Here is a 16,629-nt window from a genome sequence, read left to right as displayed (position 1 = left end):
GACTCCCAGCATGGTAGCAACGGATAACATTCAAAAAACATCACAGCCAGCCCGGTTTAACCTCTATGCCTATCTTGGAGAACGACAGCAGCTTTGTGATGCAGCTCTGGATAAATCCATTCCGCTAGTGTATCCAGAAACAATCTATGAAGCCATGCGCTATTCCCTCCTAGCTGGAGGTAAGCGTGTACGTCCCATTCTGTGTCTTGCCACTTGTGAAATGATTGGTGGCACTATAGAAATGGCTATGCCAACCGCTTGTGCTATGGAAATGATTCATACCATGTCCCTAATTCATGATGATTTGCCAGCTATGGATAATGATGATTATCGACGGGGTAAGTTGACAAATCACAAGGTCTATGGGGAAGACGTAGCCATTTTAGCTGGTGATGGTCTGTTGGCTTTGTCCTTTGAACTTGTAGCCACCCAAACACCTCAAACCGTACCACCTGAGAGGACTTTACGGGTAATTGCCAGAATGGGTAGTGCTTCTGGGGCTCCTGGGTTGGTCGGTGGTCAGGTGGTAGATTTAGCATCGGAAGGTCAGTCAAATATTTCACTGGAAACCCTCAATTTTATCCATAACCACAAAACAGCAGCACTATTAGAAGCATCCGTGGTCTGTGGGGGAATTATCGCTGGTGCTTCTCCACAAGACATACAAAAATTGACACGTTACTCTCAAAATATTGGTCTGGCATTCCAAATTATAGATGATATTCTGGATATCACTGCTACCAAGGAACAACTCGGCAAAACCGCTGGTAAGGATATTGAAAGTGCAAAAGTCACCTATCCTAGTTTGTGGGGAATTGAAGAGTCAAGGTTGAAGGCCCAAGAACTTGTGGAAGAAGCTTGTGCCCAATTGGATTTTTATGGGGATAAGGCAGTCCCTCTACAGGAAATAGCTCATTTTATTATTAATCGCAATCACTAGGTGGCAATTGAGATTTTGGATTTGAAATTGTCCACCTACAGTCAAGCTGCTCTTAATTCCATCACCCCACCAAAATACCATGCAGGACATCGGCGATATTTTCTACAACCGAGTGCTACTGGTCGCACTTGTGGCTTGTTTTATTTCACAAGGATTAAAACTCATTTTTGAAGTTATCAAACATCGTAAATTAGATCTCCGTGTTTTGGTTACCACTGGAGGTATGCCTAGCGCCCATTCAGCTCTAGTTACAGCTTTAGCAGCTGGTGTAGGACAAACTATAGGTTGGTCATCTCCAGATTTTGCCTTGGCTGCGGTTGTAGCTATTATTGTTATGTACGATGCTACAGGGGTTCGCCAAGCAGCAGGTAAGCAGGCCCGCATCCTCAATCAAATGGTTGATCAGCTCTTCCATGAAAAACCGGAATTCTTTCAAGACCGTCTTAAAGAACTTCTCGGACACACGCCCCTTCAAGTCGTAGCTGGCTCGATTCTAGGAGCCACTATTTCCTGCTTGGCAAGTTATTGGTTAACTAAGGCTCCTTCTTAAACCTTTGGGCCTGCAGTTATCATTTGAGCAGGCCCTCACACTCATTTTAATGTTACTACTGACCGGAGTAACATTACTTTTTTACCATCAGCTAAAATGGCAAATAGACCATTTTCATTCAGCTTTTGTAATGTTCTGTAGGCTTCTGTTTGATTAGTAGTATATACGGCCAATAAGTAGGGACGTTCTCCGTAGGAAACTAACCCCACGTTACCCCCGACTATCTTTTGTATATTGTTGGCCAATTCCGGGCGTCGGAAATAATCTACCAAGACTGCAAATCCATCTCCTAATACGGTTGGATTATAACTGTAATTGGGTTTCGGCGGTTCCGATCCCATCGGTTGGGTAACTTGGGTAATAATGGAGGCCAAACCTATAACGTTACTGACATATTTCGCCCAGCGATTAGCATCTTCAACTTTCTTAAAACCACCTACTCTTGTTACTACCTGGTCTAAGTATTTACAAGTTACAGATTTTAGTTCCGATGGCAAAACAGTACGCAACTGTTCTTGATTATTAGCTGTCGGGGTCAGAAACAGTAACAAATACTCCTCCGCATTGGGCGGTTGGCAAGCAGCAAGGGTAGGTTGAGACAGAACGTAATTAGGATAGATAACTGTCGGAACTAGAAATGCACCTAAAGAAACAAGGGCAAGTGATAAATTATTTGGTAGGTTCAGTTTTAGCTTAGTTTTGGGTAAACGTATTTGCATAGTAAAATTGCACCAAAGTAATTATTCTTAGGTTATATGTTCACCTTTTACACATTAGTCAAAGAAGCTAGGGGGTCAGTTCCCAAAGGAGTAGTAAATTCCCCCACTATAACATGTTCTAAGCGTAATTTTAACCAGGTAATAAATTGAGAATCGGTAGAAATAATAGCTACTGGTAGTTGGGGACATTTTTTCTTAATATCCGACATTTCGGGCGCTTCCAAAAAAGCAGGATTTTTTACTAGCCAGAAGTCTATTTCTTTTTCCCGCTCGTGGTAATTACGGATGCGTTCCCTTAAAACTTCTTCTAGTGGTTCCTCCTCGAGGAGAAACTTTTGACTAGCTAACACGTAATGATACTTTCCCATTTTTGCTCTGATCTGTTTATTTAGGTTTTAGGGTTGGCTACTGTTCGACAATTTCTGGACAATTATGTGTTGATCTTACCACCTGATGTGAGTTTTTGCAGGAACAGGTTGTTGTCAAAATAGTGTTCTAAGGAAATAATCTTTAAATCATCAGTTACATGAGCTATGCTCACCCCGATAATTTCCACAGTTTCCCCTGTGGGAGCAAAATCCTTATACGCACCCCGAAAATGTCCCCAGTGTCTCCACTTAAATGCCACCTTTGGTGGACCTGAGTACACTTCCAGCAGTTCCCAGGGAAAACCTTGGGGAAATGTGGTTTGAAACAATTTAGCTGAGGATTCAAAGGTTTCTTGGGAGGCTGTGTAATGTTCAGAATCACCCATAAATGTATTATAAGTTCCTTGAATAGACACATCTGCTGCTGTAAATTCTTTACCTCCATTGGTAATAACCCGAAACTTGTCCTTCACTACTGATAACCATTCTTGATGGTTGCTCTTAAAAGAAGCCTCCATCTCAAAAGTTCGCACTAGGTTCTGTACAATAGCCTCTAGGGAGCCTTCTAGGTGATTACAGACGCTTTCTTTCGCCAAATTTTCTTTTGAGCGGGTATAGTCTGGAGGTGTTTGATAGCGCCACTGTACGTTCGCACTATGTTCAATTACTGTGTCCCGTTCTTGTAACCAAAGAGGTAAGTTATTGGATACTTTGGAAGTCATAAGTTCCTTGCGCAATAAATTTGACTTTAAGCTGGATAACACAGTTAACTCCCCATGGCCTGTTTCATTTCTCGTACTGCTCTTTCCATTCCCACTAATGCAGCTCGACTAATAATAGTATGACCAATATTTAACTCCTCCATCCCTGGAAGTGCTGCTACAGGGAACACATTCCAATATGTGAGTCCATGACCAGCATTAACACGTAAACCAGCAGCAATCGCCTGCTCGCATCCCTTGGCTAACAAAGCCAGTTCTTGGTGACGAGTAGTTTCATCTTTAGCTTCGGCATATTTTCCTGTGTGTAGTTCAATAAACTTCGCCTGCACCTTGACAGTAGCCGCAATTTGTGCAGGTTCAGCATCGATAAATAAACTCACCGGAATGTTAGCACTTTGCAATTTGTCCACTATCATTCCTATTCTAGCAATCTGTCCCAGAATATCCAAGCCACCTTCCGTGGTGATTTCCTCACGTTTTTCCGGAACTAGGGTGACATAATCTGGTTTGATGTCTAAAGCTATGGCTAACATTTCATCAGTGGCGGCCATTTCTAAATTTAGGTGGGTTCTCACCGTTTCTCTTAATAACCGCACATCTCTATCTTGAATATGTCTTCTATCCTCCCTTAAATGGGCCGTAATCCCATCTGCACCCCCTAACTCCGCCAGCATCGCCGCAACTATGGGATCTGGTTCAATCGTGCGTCTGGCTTGACGAATGGTAGCTATATGATCAATATTTACACCCAGTGTAGGCATTTGTAGTCTCCCTTATTTTACGCTTAATCATCAAAATTGTTTTAAATAGCTTCTAAATAACTTAACAGATCTGCCATTTCCTGGAAACCAGGCTGAAACTTAGGCATGGGGGGCGTTTCCCCACTAATTACTTGGTGAATCAAGCCATAGGTGGACTTGCGCTTAGACACCTCTTTTAAGCTCGGACCCACCAGTCCACTTCCTTGCCAACCGTGACAACCAGCACAATTGGTTCGAAAAATGGCTTCTCCTCGTGCTGGATCTCCTACTAGAGATAGCACATTTTTTACATAAGGATCTGATATATTTACTACTATATCAACCGTAAAAATAGTTATAGGAATAACAATTATTATCACTAAAGCCAATAAGGGTATCCAGTGAACGGTAATCTCGGTTTTTGTTAGCTGCTTATCCAAAAGTTTTTCAGGTCTAGGTTTACACAAAACTGTGATCAGTGATCATTTATCGGCCCTTGGGAGCTTTATTTCACTCCCAATCCTTACCACCTAAATTATGACAAAAAACTTTCATTCATATCTGGTAATTAAAACCTATCCATAACTCCGATCACCAAGAACTGTGTTTTAACCAGTTTTTCGGTAAAATCAGAAAAGAAGCTAATTTGAATATTTCTCAAGAGGAGATTTATAGTGGTTGAACCCCTACTTTCCGGAATTGTTCTGGGTTTGATTTTCGTCACCCTGAGCGGACTTTTTTATGCTGCTTACAGGCAGTACAAACGACCTAGTGGATTAGGTGGTTAATCCCTCACAACTGATGTGAGTTCCCAGTGATGGGGAGATATCATAATACACTACCCCATCACTTTTAGACTCTTCTCTACAGCTATAAAAAGTTAATGATGTGTTACCATAATTCCTCTGGCGAATAACCTGCCATATAGGTATTATTGGCACTTTAAAATCACTGCTATGTTCCACTGCTATTTCTCCATGTTTATGTAAAAGTTTAAATCCTGCGATCGCATTTAAAACTTGGTCATATAAATTACTTGCGTAGGGGGGGTCAAAGTATATCCGATCAAATGTTTGACCCGATAGTTTTTTTAACTGTTGAAGAACATCTCCTCGCAGAATATGAAATACCTGCTGTTCAGCAACCAGATGTTGCCAGTTTTCTTGAATAACTGCACAGGCGTGACTAGACTTTTCAATACCCACAACTAACTTAGCGCCTCTACATAAAGCCTCTGCACCCATAGAACCACTGCCAGCACATAGATCTAACCAGCAACACTGGTCAATCTTTCCCTGCCAAATATTAAAAACTGCTTCGCGCACTCTTCCACTAGTGGGTCTAGTGTTTTTTCCTGGCAAAGTTTTCAACAGACGATTCCCGTAAATTCTCAAGCTCATTGACAAGGCATTATTACTAATTTGGTCTTTATTGTTAATTTTTATTAAGCAGGAATTTTTTCACGAACTTGAGCGACAAAATTTGACATAACCTGCAATCCAATATTAGAGGATTTTTCCGGGTGGAATTGAACCGCCAGAAGATTTTCTCGAGCGATCGCAGCGGTGACAGTTTGACTACCGTGGGTAACCGTTGCGGACTGAACTTCTGGTTCAAGGGGATCAACATAGTAGGAGTGGACAAAATAGACCCAGGGTTGAGATGGCAAGTGTTCCCACAAAATGCTTTTAGGTTGGGTCAGTTGTAGTTGATTCCAACCCATCTGAGGGATAGCAATACCAGCTTCTGGGCGGAATCGTCGTACCTTTCCTCGAATAATTCCCAGTCCTGGTTCGTTTCCCTCTGCACTGGATTCAAATAGAATTTGCAGTCCTAAACAAATACCCAAGAAAGGTTTCCCGGAGGTGACGATATCTTTTATAGGCTGTTCTAAATTGCGGGAGCGCAAATTTTGCATAGCCGGATCAAAAGCTCCTACCCCTGGTAAAACTATAGCATCTGCTCGAGCTAATTCCTTGCCACAAGCAGTTACCCTGGCAATTGCTCCAGCTTTTTCCAAAGCTTTGCAGACCGAGTGTAAATTTCCCATATCGTAATCCACGACTGCAACGACTGGCATTTAGTGACTCCTTGTAAATTGGTTCGGGAAAACATTTATATTCTAATTCTAGATAATATTTGTTATGTGGGAAAAAATATTATTAACTTCTTTTGACAGTTGGCTAGAAAAATCCTTCTGCGCCACCAGTTCTTACTTTAACTAGCCAATATGGCTGGTTTTGCCGATAATTTCACTTTTTGGCAGCTATTACCTGTAGATATTGTTCTGGCTACTTCTGTGTATTCTCTCCAAAATCAATCAACTCAAATCAAGGGATATTATTATTTAGGATTATTTGGACCAGGTTTGTACTATTATTGTACTATTGATTTATCCAATTATTTGGGAGATAATTGTGTAGTTATTGTACTATTGCTGCTGGTTTTCTAGTTTCTTATGTTGTTAGTATTACCGGATCTGATCCTTGCCCAAGCAAATCCCATCGCATCACCAGAGGTGATACAAAATCAACAAGTGCGGTCTTTACCAGGAAGTTTAGATGACGTTCCAGTTCTTAATAGCAATAGTCCCGAACTGGTGTTAAGAGAAGGAATTTTACTTTCTACTTTTCCCCCGCAAGACAAAAAAAATCCCAAGGCCCATTTAAATTTCCCATTTCGTGGGCGATTTGATGTTTTTTCCCATCACGTGGCTAAAGCGGATCCACCAGAAAACCTACGTTCCCTGTATCACGCTATAATTTTACATAACCCTAGTCAAAAGATCGCCACTGTCAACATACTGCACGCTGCTAGTTATTTAAGTCAGCCCGATGCACCCTTCATTCCCTTAGAATCTTTACTTCCTAACTACTCTGGAATGGTTTTTGCAGGTCCTGGTAGTCGGGTAATGTCTGACATATTAAGAGGGAAACGACAAGAAAAATTCCCCCCTCAAATCATCATTCCCCCAGGGGAAAGTCGAATTTTATTAAATTTACCAATTCCCACGAGGGGACTGACACCCCCCCTCAATGGACGTTCAACTTATATGCGATTATGGAGTAATGAAACTGTTTATGCTGCCAGTTTAGCCATGTTTGCTAAATTAAATGCTGATGGTAGTGAACGGGCTCCAAACCAAGCGGAATGGGAAGATTTACTCAATAATGGGGATTTATCCACTCCTAGGGATAAAGTTCCCACCCCCATTGAGGGAACTGCTAAACCAACCATTTATGGTAGGGTTGCAGGAGTTGCTCGTGGTTCCCAATGGCGAGGATTCCTAGCAGACACTCCCCAGAGCGCATATCTAACCATTCCCCAACCAGGTCGGGCTTTTTCTTATGTTTTAAGTACGCTACATGGTGGCACATTAGGCACAGGGCAAATTCAAAGTGCACCCATGTTAGTTAGGTATGCTGACACTGCTTATTTTGCCCACGGTAACTATGGCATTCAATATAGTTTAAGACTACCTCTGTGGAATAACTCCACCACCCAACAGAATGTCACCCTAGCTTTACAAACACCGATTAAAGAAAATCAGCTCACAAATCCCGGTTTACGCTTTTTTACTACTCCCCAACGGCAAGTTTTTTTTAGGGGGACCGTGCGCATACGCTATCAAAACGAAAAGGGTCAACCTGCAACCAAATTCGTGCATTTAGTTCAAACCAGAGGTCAAGTCGGAGTTCCTCTCATATCTGTAAACATTAAACCGGGAGCTTCTTCCTTAGTGGATGTGGATTTTCTTTATCCCCCGGATGCATCTCCCCCACAGGTATTAACCTTGTCAACACAAAACTAGTAGTGTGGTTTATTTTTAGTTGCTTTTATAATTGGCAATGAGGAGCTGGAGGAAGTGGGTGGTAGGTAATATTGGAAGGTCCTTTCTTCCTCCCGAGTTGAACGCGACAATTTAGAAGCCAGTTTCAAACCCAAAGCTACTCCTGTTGTCCCTAAACCAAAAGCAAATAATGACCAACTATCATCCAGTCCACCAATAAGTGCATCCATAATACCCATGGTGATTAACACACTAATGATGGGATCTTTTCTATAGAATGACTTCAAAAATTGAGGTAATATAGCGTTCATAACAGCTTACTTTCCCGGTGTTACTCTAAATTATTAATGGACCGTCCCCATTTCCCCAGCTAGAACGGCTAACTATTTCAAGCCTAACCAAGCTAACATACCTTGATTAGTCACATACTCAATCACTACCATTAAAATAAAACCAATCATTGCTGCTCTTCCATTTAATCGTTCAGCATACTCATTGAAACCAAACTTGGGTTCTTCCAATTTAGGGGTGATGGTTGGTTGTGGTTCTGTCATAATCAAAAGCTCCTTGGTGTCAATGATGTTGTTTTATAAATTATACTCCTAAATTATATTGCCATTAGGAATAAATCAACCAAAATAGATGCGTGATGCAATTTGGGAATTTTGATTAATCCAATACGGAACTAATGGGAGGAATGCTGCAATCTATAAGTCAACCAACTATAATTAGAGGTTATAAATGCAAATCGGTGTTCCTAAAGAAACTAAAGATCAGGAATTTCGCGTAGGGTTAACCCCTGCTAGTGTACGTGTTTTAACTGAGAATAACCATAGTGTATTTGTCGAAACTATGGCTGGTTGTCATGCGGGCTTTACAGATGAAGATTACCTAGCAGCAGGGGGAAAAATAGTAGCATCTGCGGAGTCAGCATGGCATCAAGATCTAGTTGTTAAGGTCAAAGAGCCATTAAAAAGTGAGTACCAATTTTTACGAAAGGATTTACTACTGTTTACCTATTTACATTTAGCTGCTAACAGGGAACTAACAGAACACTTGATAGATTCGGGAACTTGTGCAATTGCTTACGAAACCGTGGAGCAGGTGGGTGCTAATAGACTCCCCTTACTGACACCAATGAGTATTATTGCAGGAAGATTAGCAGTACAATTTGGTGCCAGGTTTTTGGAAAGTCAACAGGGGGGGAGAGGAGTGCTTTTGGGGGGTGTTCCCGGAGTTAAACCCGGTAAAGTGGTAATTTTAGGCGGTGGTGTAGTAGGGACAGAAGCTGCTAAAATTGCTGTGGGTATGGGCGCTGGGGTACAAATTTTAGATGTAAATGTGGAGCGACTCTCCTATTTAGAAACCCTATTTGGCTCTAGAGTGGAACTGCTCTACAGCAATTCTGCTCAAGTAGAAGCAGTTGTTAGAGAAGCTGATTTGCTAATTGGTGCAGTGTTAATCCCAGGAAAAAAAGCCCCAATTTTAGTTCCTCGGAACTTGGTCAAACAAATGCGTTCTGGGTCTGTAATTGTGGATGTAGCTGTAGACCAGGGTGGATGTGTGGAAACTCTATACCCCACATCTCACAGCAACCCAGTGTATGTTGATGAAGGTGTTCTACACTATGGTGTCCCTAATATGCCAGGAGCTGTTCCTTGGACATCTACACAAGCACTAAACAACAGTACTTTGCCATACGTGTTACAACTAGCCAACTTAGGATTGGAAGCCTTGGAGGTTAACTCAGCTTTAGCCAAAGGTTTAAATATCAAAAACCATCATCTCTTACATCCTGCGGTACAGGAAGTATTCCCCGATTTATAGCTTTAGCTCCTGACACTTTGCATTAGCTGCCTCATAAGCATCTAAGTAATTTTGATCACCTAACATTAAATCACCGTAATACTGGTAGGGTGCATCACTATATATTGGTAAAGGATTATCTTCTGGATAGTCCTCCTCTGATTCTTCGATAATTGCTTTTAATTTCTTCAGGGTTAAAACTTGTGCGGGGAAATACCAAATATTTTCAGCTTTTCTTTGCAAATAGGTAAAACTAGGATCGATAATCACATCCTCTAATTCTATCCAAGCATGTTCTATAGGTTGATAGGGGTGTCCGGTCAAGACTAAAAAGCCCTGAACATATTTAGCGCCATCGGTTACTAGTAATGCTTTATATGCGTTTTCAAAAGGTTTCTTAGCTTGACTTTTGATAGTTTGAGCAACCTGTAAAGACAGGGATTCGTTTAATAATTTGCTCATAATAAGTTAGTTATTTTTTCAGGAGAAGGGAGACCAGAACCATAAAACACTATAAAACTAAAAACAAGCGACCACAACCCCATAGTAACTTTACCATGATGAAATGATCGCTTTTATCCAATTAAATAATTGACACCTAGCCAAAGGAATCAATCCTTATAATAGTATATCAACGCCAGACAATGGAGGATGCAGTGTTATCCCCATAAGGGGTTTTACCCCCCATGGGATAGCGTAGGTTGTAATATTTGTTGCAAGGTTTTAGCTAAGTTAGAGAAAGGAACTTCTATTTGCTCTCCCGTACTCAAATCCTTTAAGCATGATTTGGCGTTAGCAGCTTCCTGACTACCAATGATGACACAAAATCTAATTCCCTGTTTATCTGCTAACTGAAATTGCTTACCTAATTGTTTTTTCTCAAAGTTAGTGACAACATTAATTCCCGCTCGTCTTAATTGTTGTGACACCTGTAAATAAATGGGCATTAGGTCTTCTTGGATATTTACTACCATTACTTGAGCGGGTGTGGGTGGTAATTTCTGTAGAATATCCGCTTTTAATAATCGATTAATTAGTCTAGATAGTCCTATGGAGATCCCTACTCCTGGCATTTTTTCACCCAAAAATATTCCCACTAGTTCTTCATATCTACCACCAGAACAAATACTACCGAGGGATTCATGTCCAATTAGGGTGGTTTCATAAACGGTTCCCGTGTAGTAGTTTAACCCACGCGCAATGGATAAGTCAATACAGAAACGTTGGGCGGGTACTCCTAAATTCTTCACTCCATCAATTACTGCTTCTAATTCACTTACTCCTAAGTTAAATCCTTCTGCTTGGGGTAAATTTACTGCCAGATGTTTGAGTTTGTCTAAAACATCATCCACATTGGCATCAATGTTGATAAATTCAATTATCTTTCTGCTTTGTTCTAAGGAAATACCGGATTTTTCTAGCTCCTGTTGAACTTTAGCTTCACCAATTTTTTCTAGGTTATCAATAATACCGATACAAGTTTTAATTTGCTCCTGGGCAATCCCCAGAGATTGAAAAAAGCCCGAGAGAATTTTGCGGTTATTAATACGAATGACAAAATCACCAATATTAATGGCTGCAAATATTTCTGTGATAATTGCTGGCATTTGGGCATCGTATAACAAACTTAGCTTGTCTCGACCAACTACATCAATGTCACACTGACGAAACTGTCGAAAACGCCCATCTTTTGCCCGTTCACCTCTAAATACCATATCCATTTGATACCGGGCAAAGGGGAAAGTTAATTCATTTAAATGACGAGCTATATAAGCAGCTAAAGGAACAGTTTGATCGAATTTTAAAGCCCTAGCTTCCGCACCAGTTTCCCCAGATTTATCTCTTTCTAATTGGCGGTTCGGTGGTAGAATTGGCTCAATTCCATATATGATATTATCCCCTTGATTTCCTTTGGCTTGTAGTACCTCTAGCCTTTCTACCGCTGGTGTTTCTATGGGTGTAAAACCATAACTCTCAAATACTTTACGAATGGTGTCTAGTAAGTATAATTCTAGTCGCTTTTCCCCAGGGAGAAATTCGGGAAACCCACTGGGAGTAGCAAAGTTAATTTTCTCGTTTCTTGTCATGTTTATACCTGGTTTTGTTAATCCTTTTAATTATGGTTCCTCATCCTGGGAAATTTGCAGAACTACTAGGGTCATATCATCAGTATTTTGTTTATCAGTTCCAATAAATTCCTGCACCTTATCAAATAAATAATCCGCTATTTCTTGGGGCCCATTACAATACCGACAAGCAGCACTAAATGAAGTAATGAAATTATCTTCACTAAAGCGATCGCCACTTGCAGCTGCAGCATCCGTTAAACCATCAGTATAATAAATTACAGTGTCACCTGGTTCTAAAAGAGCTTGTCCATTTTCATATTGACTGTTAGCATCGAGACCAATAAGCATACCCATTGTGTCCAGTCTAGTCACAGTTCTGGATCTGGCATGCCACCACAGAGGTGGGTTATGGGCGGCATTACTATAAGACAAAACTCGGGTTTTTGGGTCATATTCAGAATAGAACATAGTAACAAAGCGGTTCGAATTTTCTAAGTCAGCATACATAACCCGGTTTAAATTCTGCAAAATTCCTGCTGCTGAATTACCATGAAGTACCTCACCTCTGAGCATTCCTCGTAACATGGTCATAATTAAACCTGCGGGAACACCTTTACCCATCACATCCGCAATCACTAGAGCCCAACAGGTGTTTTCCTGACTCAGATGGTGGGGAGGGTAATTGGTGGTGTGATTGGTGGCAATAAAATCATAATAATCTCCTCCCACCCGATTAGCTGGTTTAAAACGTGCAGCTAGGACAGCACCAGGAATATTAGGACATAAACGGGGTAAAAGTCTCCGTTGGATCTCCGCTGCGATTTCCAGTTCTTGATCCAACAGTTCTTTTTTCCGCAGCTCTACAGACAATTCATCATTGCCAATAGCTACTCCAGTTTGATCAGCAACCAGTCTCACTAGTTTTTGCCTGGTCTCTGTCCAACTGTAATCAGGATCCCGACTTAGAACATATAGCCAACCCCTTTCTGTGTGTTTAACTATAATTGCCGTACCAAAAACCTGTACATCCGGACCCAAATACATTTGCATCTGGTCATCTAGTATGCCAGTAGTTGTGACTGGCGCTGAACTGGGGAAAAGGGTAATTTGACTACTGGCAGTTTCCAGAGCTTTACGGATGCTTTTCCTTTGCTGACTATCTTGCCAATGTAACTGTTCTAAGGTAACTTGACCATTGGGCTTATACAGAAATAGGGCACTACCATCCGCATCCGTTACCTTAGCAGCCATAAACGGAATCAGTTCCAGGAACTGATTTAAATTGTTGAAACTCCTCAAGGCAAATCCCAGAGAACCCAGCAGCTCTTGAATTTTGTTCTGTTCCCGATGTAACCTAGCCACAATCTCTTTTAGTGCCACCATTGGGGTGACATCTCTAGTGGCACTACTATTGATTTCTGTGGATTGAGAAGGAAATTGGGACACAGGCTGCTATTTTCTGTAAGTTTTAGAATAAATGAACAAGCTTTTAAGATTAGTCATTTTAGCAAGGGCATCATAACCGAATATGTAACTTTTAGGGTATTTTAGGCTAGAAATTCCAGGCGGAGATTTTGAATCGTGTGTATGTGCTCACTCTCCGATGACTAAAAAACGGTTCTAGTGTGAGATCATACCAGAAGTTGTCCAGTTTTTACCAAAAAAAGAATTATTTTTGATAATTTTTATTTCCAACCTCCCTCTATCTTGGTTTAAAAGTTTCTTTTTTAGTTTAAAAGAGCTTCCACAAACTCATAACTGGAGAAGGGACGTAAATCTTCAATTCCTTCCCCAGCACCTATAAACCTAATGGGTAAACCTAACTGTTGCACCACCGCTAAAGCCACTCCCCCTTTAGCTGTGCCATCTAACTTAGTTAAAACCACACCACTAAGTTGAGCAGCTTGAGAAAAAACTTCAGCTTGTCGCAGTCCGTTTTGTCCTAAGGTGGAATCTAAGACTAACAGCGACTCTACACGGGCATCAGCAGCTTTTTTGTCAATAATTCGACGAATCTTGCTCAGTTCATCCATCAGGTTTTTCTTGTTTTGCAGTCTCCCTGCTGTGTCTACTAACAGTAATTCCGTTTTCCGTGATTGGGCAGCTGCGATCGCATCAAATACAATAGCAGCAGGGTCAGTATTTTTACCAGGGTTAGCAATAACTTCTACACCACTTCTACTTCCCCAAACTTTGACCTGCTCCACAGCAGCAGCGCGGAAAGTATCAGCAGCAGCAATCAAACAGTTATATCCAGATTTCTGAGCTAGGTGAGCGATTTTACCAATAGTTGTGGTTTTACCAGCACCATTCACCCCTGTAATTAACCAAATAGTGAGTTTATCTTTTTCTGGAGCAAAACCCGATCTAGGTGATGATTCCAGGGGTTTCTCCAGCATATCCCTCAGGATTTGCTTGAGATAGGCAATTGCTTGTTCGGGGGCGGTAACCTCATCGCGAAGTTTTTTCTGGAGGGACTGAATAATCAGATCAGTGGCTTCAACACCTACATCAGCCTGTAGCAGTATTCCCTCAATTTCTGCTACTGCATCTTGATTTAAGGGACCTTGTCCAACAATAGCTTTTAACTGGTTTAGTATATTACGTCTAGTCTTATCCAGTCCCTGACGCAGTTTTTTCAACCAAGTAATTTCCTCTATGGAAATATCTTCTGCTCGTCTACCCTGGGCGGCTAAAACTTCTGCTGACCAAACAAAGCCATCATCAAATTCTAATTCAGGAATTGCTATAATACTAACGTTGGGCATAACCGTGGTTTCTGGTTCAGGAACCTCCACAGCAGTAGCAATTAATCTCTCTTGTTTAGCCTGTCTATCTGCAGTTGCTCTCTCTAAAAAGGATAATTGCGGCTGGCCATCAACTCCCACTTCCGGTGGAGTATGGTCCGTGTCTGAAATCAATTCTTCACCCACATCCGTACTGGTCACCGGAATCTCATCTTTAATAACAGAGCTGTCTTCTGATATTTCCGAAGTTTCACTAGTTGTAACTGAAGACGCTTCATCAGTTACAGTCGTACCTTCTTGATCTTGAGACTGTTGTTTTTGCTGAATATTTTTATAAGCAGCTTTGGCATAGGCTAACAGATCCGCTGGATCGATTATTGTTTCCGGAACTGATTCTGGTGACACTTCCTGATTAGACGAAGTTTCACTTTGTACTTGAGTTTCCGTACTAGCGGAAGAATCATCATGTTGACGGCGAAACCAATTAAATGACATTTTAGCTTTATTAAGTATGATTATTGTGATTTAATCCTTGGAGGATTGACAACTCAGAACCGCCAAGGTATGGAATTAAGCAGGTTGTTTTTGATCTGTGACCCGACGTAAAACACCATTAATAAATCGATGTCCATCATCGCCACTATAACGTTTAGCCAGCTCTACCGCTTCATTAATGGCAATGCTGGGAGGAACTTCCATAAATTTCATTTCCGCCACAGCAATTTGAAGTATATCCCTATCTATTTGAGCTAGTCTAGTTACTTGCCAGTCTACCAGTGCCTGGGAGATAATCTGATCTAAAATAGGTCGATTCTCATCAACAGTAACCACAATTTCCTTAGCGTAATTGCGAACTTCCTTATCTTGATTAGCTAATTGAATCAACTCAGGGAAGTCAACAGCTAAACCCAATTGATTAATAGCTGTTTGCGTGCAGCCAATGGCTTCTTGAAGCATTGTTCTAGCCGTACTTAAGTCGGATGCACGGGTTTGACTAGTTAATAATCGGTCATTACTGCGCTGTAATTCAGCAGCAGCACTATTCAACGTATCCTGTACTTCTGCAGTTAAAGTGCGGACAGCACCAAGAACGAGCTTGGCCATTAGTTGGTCATCTGGTAGTTTCTGCAATTTTTTAGGATTAACTGGCAACTGACTAAGACTTAGTAGTGCTAGTTCTCTAGCTATTTGTTGGGGTTTACGAGGTTGCATAATCTTACATAATATGGTAGATATGGTACGAATAAGAAATTAACAATCATTACAGGTTAGAACCAGGATATTTTTGCAGGAAATTAATTCCCACTATCCCGGTAGTTCCTGTGTTCATAGACTCATCATCACCAAGCAGGTTTTGACATGTAGCCGTAATAAATTGAGGATTCACCAGTATGTCAAAAATCAGGTTCAACACCAACCAAATGGCTTTTGCCTTCTTTGGTTAATGTTGGAGTTGTTAAGGGCAATTGGGACATAACTACACCATTACTAGGCGCGACTATACCGCCGGAGACAATGATTTTAAACGCATCCTCTATAGACATTGTCAGATTGATTGCTTCATCTTCTGGAACCACTGCATACCAACCAGTAGTGGGGTTAGGGGTAGTGGGAATAAAAATGCTCAACATAGGACGACTCAATTTTGCCTGAATGTCGCTGGCAATTGCACCGGTGACAAAGCCAATAGACCATATTCCCCTCCTAGGATATTCCAATAACACCACTCGACGGAATTTGCCATTGGAATCCTTGAGTATAGTCTCCAGTAATTGTTTGAGAGTCTTGTAGACTTGACCAGCTAAGGGAATTGCATGCAATATCCTCTCCCCAAAGTCAAGCAACCATTTGCCAAAGATATTCCGGGCCATCAGACCAATAAACAGGATGCTAATTAATGGTACTGCTAAACCAACTAAAAAGTTCAATAGGTTGACTAATATGGGGTTTAGTCCATCAAAAGGGTTAAGCTGTTTAGGGATTTGGGTGAGAAAGTTAATTACCCAGTTGGCAATCGTAATGGTTAACCAAATGGTGGTTGCTAGGGGTATTACCACCAACAACCCAGCTATCAAGTCATTTTTTAAGTCCTGTTTAAGCCGTTCCATGACCAAGCCCGGATTCTCCTTTTTTTGGCTACTAGAATGTTTGTGATTGATTTCCATACCACAAATCCTT

Annotated in this window: 21 protein-coding genes; 6 read left to right on the top strand and 15 right to left on the bottom strand. The window is 41.2% G+C overall.

Going from position 1 to position 16,629, the window contains the following annotated elements; all coding sequences use genetic code 11:
• The first annotated feature begins 10 nt into the window (after positions 1-10).
• Entirely contained in the window at positions 11-940 is a 930-nt protein-coding gene (gene crtE, locus C6N34_RS12800) for a geranylgeranyl diphosphate synthase CrtE (RefSeq protein ID WP_115538688.1), read from the top strand.
• Positions 941-1,019: 79 nt separating this feature from the next.
• The gene (locus C6N34_RS12795; protein ID WP_057178399.1) at positions 1,020-1,490 is read left to right on the top strand and encodes a divergent PAP2 family protein; all 471 of its coding nucleotides are present in this window, start codon (positions 1,020-1,022) and stop codon (positions 1,488-1,490) included.
• Between the two features lie 41 nt (positions 1,491-1,531).
• On the opposite strand, the gene C6N34_RS12790 is transcribed toward C6N34_RS12795, so the two are convergent.
• The 5 genes from C6N34_RS12790 to C6N34_RS12770 all read right to left on the bottom strand — a co-directional run bounded on the left by C6N34_RS12790 (position 1,532) and on the right by C6N34_RS12770 (position 4,479).
• Positions 1,532-2,209: a hypothetical protein gene (locus C6N34_RS12790; protein WP_057178400.1), complete on the bottom strand. Its 678-nt coding sequence runs from the start codon at positions 2,207-2,209 to the stop codon at positions 1,532-1,534.
• A 47-nt stretch (positions 2,210-2,256) separates the two neighbouring features.
• On the bottom strand, positions 2,257-2,577 hold the full coding sequence (locus C6N34_RS12785) for an MgPME-cyclase complex family protein (protein ID WP_057178401.1): 321 nt from the start codon (positions 2,575-2,577) through the stop codon (positions 2,257-2,259).
• A 62-nt stretch (positions 2,578-2,639) separates the two neighbouring features.
• On the bottom strand, positions 2,640-3,299 hold the full coding sequence (locus tag C6N34_RS12780) for a nuclear transport factor 2 family protein (protein ID WP_057178420.1): 660 nt from the start codon (positions 3,297-3,299) through the stop codon (positions 2,640-2,642).
• Positions 3,300-3,343: 44 nt separating this feature from the next.
• Positions 3,344-4,060, bottom strand: a complete 717-nt coding sequence (locus tag C6N34_RS12775; RefSeq protein ID WP_115538687.1) for a pyridoxine 5'-phosphate synthase — start codon at positions 4,058-4,060, stop codon at positions 3,344-3,346.
• Between the two features lie 41 nt (positions 4,061-4,101).
• Positions 4,102-4,479 (bottom strand): c-type cytochrome, encoded by a 378-nt coding sequence (locus C6N34_RS12770; protein WP_057178402.1) that lies wholly within the window; start codon positions 4,477-4,479, stop codon positions 4,102-4,104.
• Between the two features lie 234 nt (positions 4,480-4,713).
• Here C6N34_RS12770 and petG point away from each other — a divergent pair, with 234 nt between their 5' ends.
• Entirely contained in the window at positions 4,714-4,827 is a 114-nt protein-coding gene (gene petG / locus C6N34_RS12765) for a cytochrome b6-f complex subunit V (protein WP_040008399.1), read from the top strand.
• On the opposite strand, the gene rsmD is transcribed toward petG, so the two are convergent.
• On the bottom strand, positions 4,816-5,439 hold the full coding sequence (gene rsmD / locus C6N34_RS12760; RefSeq protein ID WP_057178403.1) for a 16S rRNA (guanine(966)-N(2))-methyltransferase RsmD: 624 nt from the start codon (positions 5,437-5,439) through the stop codon (positions 4,816-4,818). The two genes, petG and rsmD, sit on opposite strands and share 12 nt — an antisense overlap.
• Positions 5,440-5,483: 44 nt before the next feature.
• Positions 5,484-6,119: an imidazole glycerol phosphate synthase subunit HisH gene (hisH, locus tag C6N34_RS12755; protein WP_006276363.1), complete on the bottom strand. Its 636-nt coding sequence runs from the start codon at positions 6,117-6,119 to the stop codon at positions 5,484-5,486.
• A 150-nt stretch (positions 6,120-6,269) separates the two neighbouring features.
• On the opposite strand from hisH, the gene C6N34_RS12750 reads away from it, so the two are divergent.
• Both C6N34_RS12750 and C6N34_RS12745 read left to right on the top strand, forming a co-directional pair.
• A complete protein-coding gene (locus C6N34_RS12750; protein ID WP_057178404.1) occupies positions 6,270-6,491 on the top strand; it encodes a hypothetical protein in 222 nt (73 codons plus the stop codon).
• 6 nt (positions 6,492-6,497) lie between these two features.
• On the top strand, positions 6,498-7,850 hold the full coding sequence (locus tag C6N34_RS12745; protein WP_115538686.1) for a DUF3370 domain-containing protein: 1,353 nt from the start codon (positions 6,498-6,500) through the stop codon (positions 7,848-7,850).
• Here C6N34_RS12745 and C6N34_RS12740 read toward each other — a convergent pair.
• Both C6N34_RS12740 and C6N34_RS12735 read right to left on the bottom strand, forming a co-directional pair.
• Positions 7,847-8,140, bottom strand: a complete 294-nt coding sequence (locus tag C6N34_RS12740; RefSeq protein ID WP_057178406.1) for a hypothetical protein — start codon at positions 8,138-8,140, stop codon at positions 7,847-7,849. The two genes, C6N34_RS12745 and C6N34_RS12740, sit on opposite strands and share 4 nt — an antisense overlap.
• A 72-nt stretch (positions 8,141-8,212) precedes the next feature.
• Complete coding sequence (locus C6N34_RS12735) at positions 8,213-8,383, bottom strand: chlorophyll a/b-binding protein (RefSeq protein ID WP_115538685.1); 171 nt, start codon at positions 8,381-8,383, stop codon at positions 8,213-8,215.
• Between the two features lie 187 nt (positions 8,384-8,570).
• Between C6N34_RS12735 and ald the strand changes: the two genes are divergently transcribed.
• A complete protein-coding gene (gene ald / locus C6N34_RS12730; protein WP_006276368.1) occupies positions 8,571-9,656 on the top strand; it encodes an alanine dehydrogenase in 1,086 nt (361 codons plus the stop codon).
• Here the strand turns inward: ald and C6N34_RS12725 are convergent.
• From C6N34_RS12725 to C6N34_RS12700, 6 genes are all read right to left on the bottom strand, one after another.
• Complete coding sequence (locus C6N34_RS12725) at positions 9,651-10,097, bottom strand: hypothetical protein (RefSeq protein ID WP_006276369.1); 447 nt, start codon at positions 10,095-10,097, stop codon at positions 9,651-9,653. The two genes, ald and C6N34_RS12725, sit on opposite strands and share 6 nt — an antisense overlap.
• Before the next feature lie 215 nt (positions 10,098-10,312).
• Positions 10,313-11,722, bottom strand: coding sequence for a histidine--tRNA ligase (hisS, locus tag C6N34_RS12720; protein WP_115538684.1), 1,410 nt, complete (start codon positions 11,720-11,722; stop codon positions 10,313-10,315).
• 30 nt (positions 11,723-11,752) lie between these two features.
• Positions 11,753-13,150, bottom strand: coding sequence for a PP2C family protein-serine/threonine phosphatase (locus C6N34_RS12715; protein WP_006276371.1), 1,398 nt, complete (start codon positions 13,148-13,150; stop codon positions 11,753-11,755).
• A 281-nt stretch (positions 13,151-13,431) separates the two neighbouring features.
• Complete coding sequence (gene ftsY / locus C6N34_RS12710; protein ID WP_096544270.1) at positions 13,432-14,946, bottom strand: signal recognition particle-docking protein FtsY; 1,515 nt, start codon at positions 14,944-14,946, stop codon at positions 13,432-13,434.
• Between the two features lie 75 nt (positions 14,947-15,021).
• Complete coding sequence (nusB, locus tag C6N34_RS12705) at positions 15,022-15,663, bottom strand: transcription antitermination factor NusB (protein ID WP_057178411.1); 642 nt, start codon at positions 15,661-15,663, stop codon at positions 15,022-15,024.
• A 182-nt stretch (positions 15,664-15,845) separates the two neighbouring features.
• Positions 15,846-16,616 (bottom strand): DUF502 domain-containing protein, encoded by a 771-nt coding sequence (locus C6N34_RS12700; RefSeq protein ID WP_006276374.1) that lies wholly within the window; start codon positions 16,614-16,616, stop codon positions 15,846-15,848.
• Between the last annotated feature and the right edge of the window lie 13 nt (positions 16,617-16,629).

Origin of the sequence: Cylindrospermopsis raciborskii Cr2010 (assembly GCF_003367075.2) — a bacterium.
Lineage (GTDB): Bacteria > Cyanobacteriota > Cyanobacteriia > Cyanobacteriales > Nostocaceae > Raphidiopsis > Raphidiopsis raciborskii.
The sequence above is the reverse complement of the archived record's forward strand: the minus strand, read 5'-3'. Positions and strand labels throughout refer to the sequence as shown.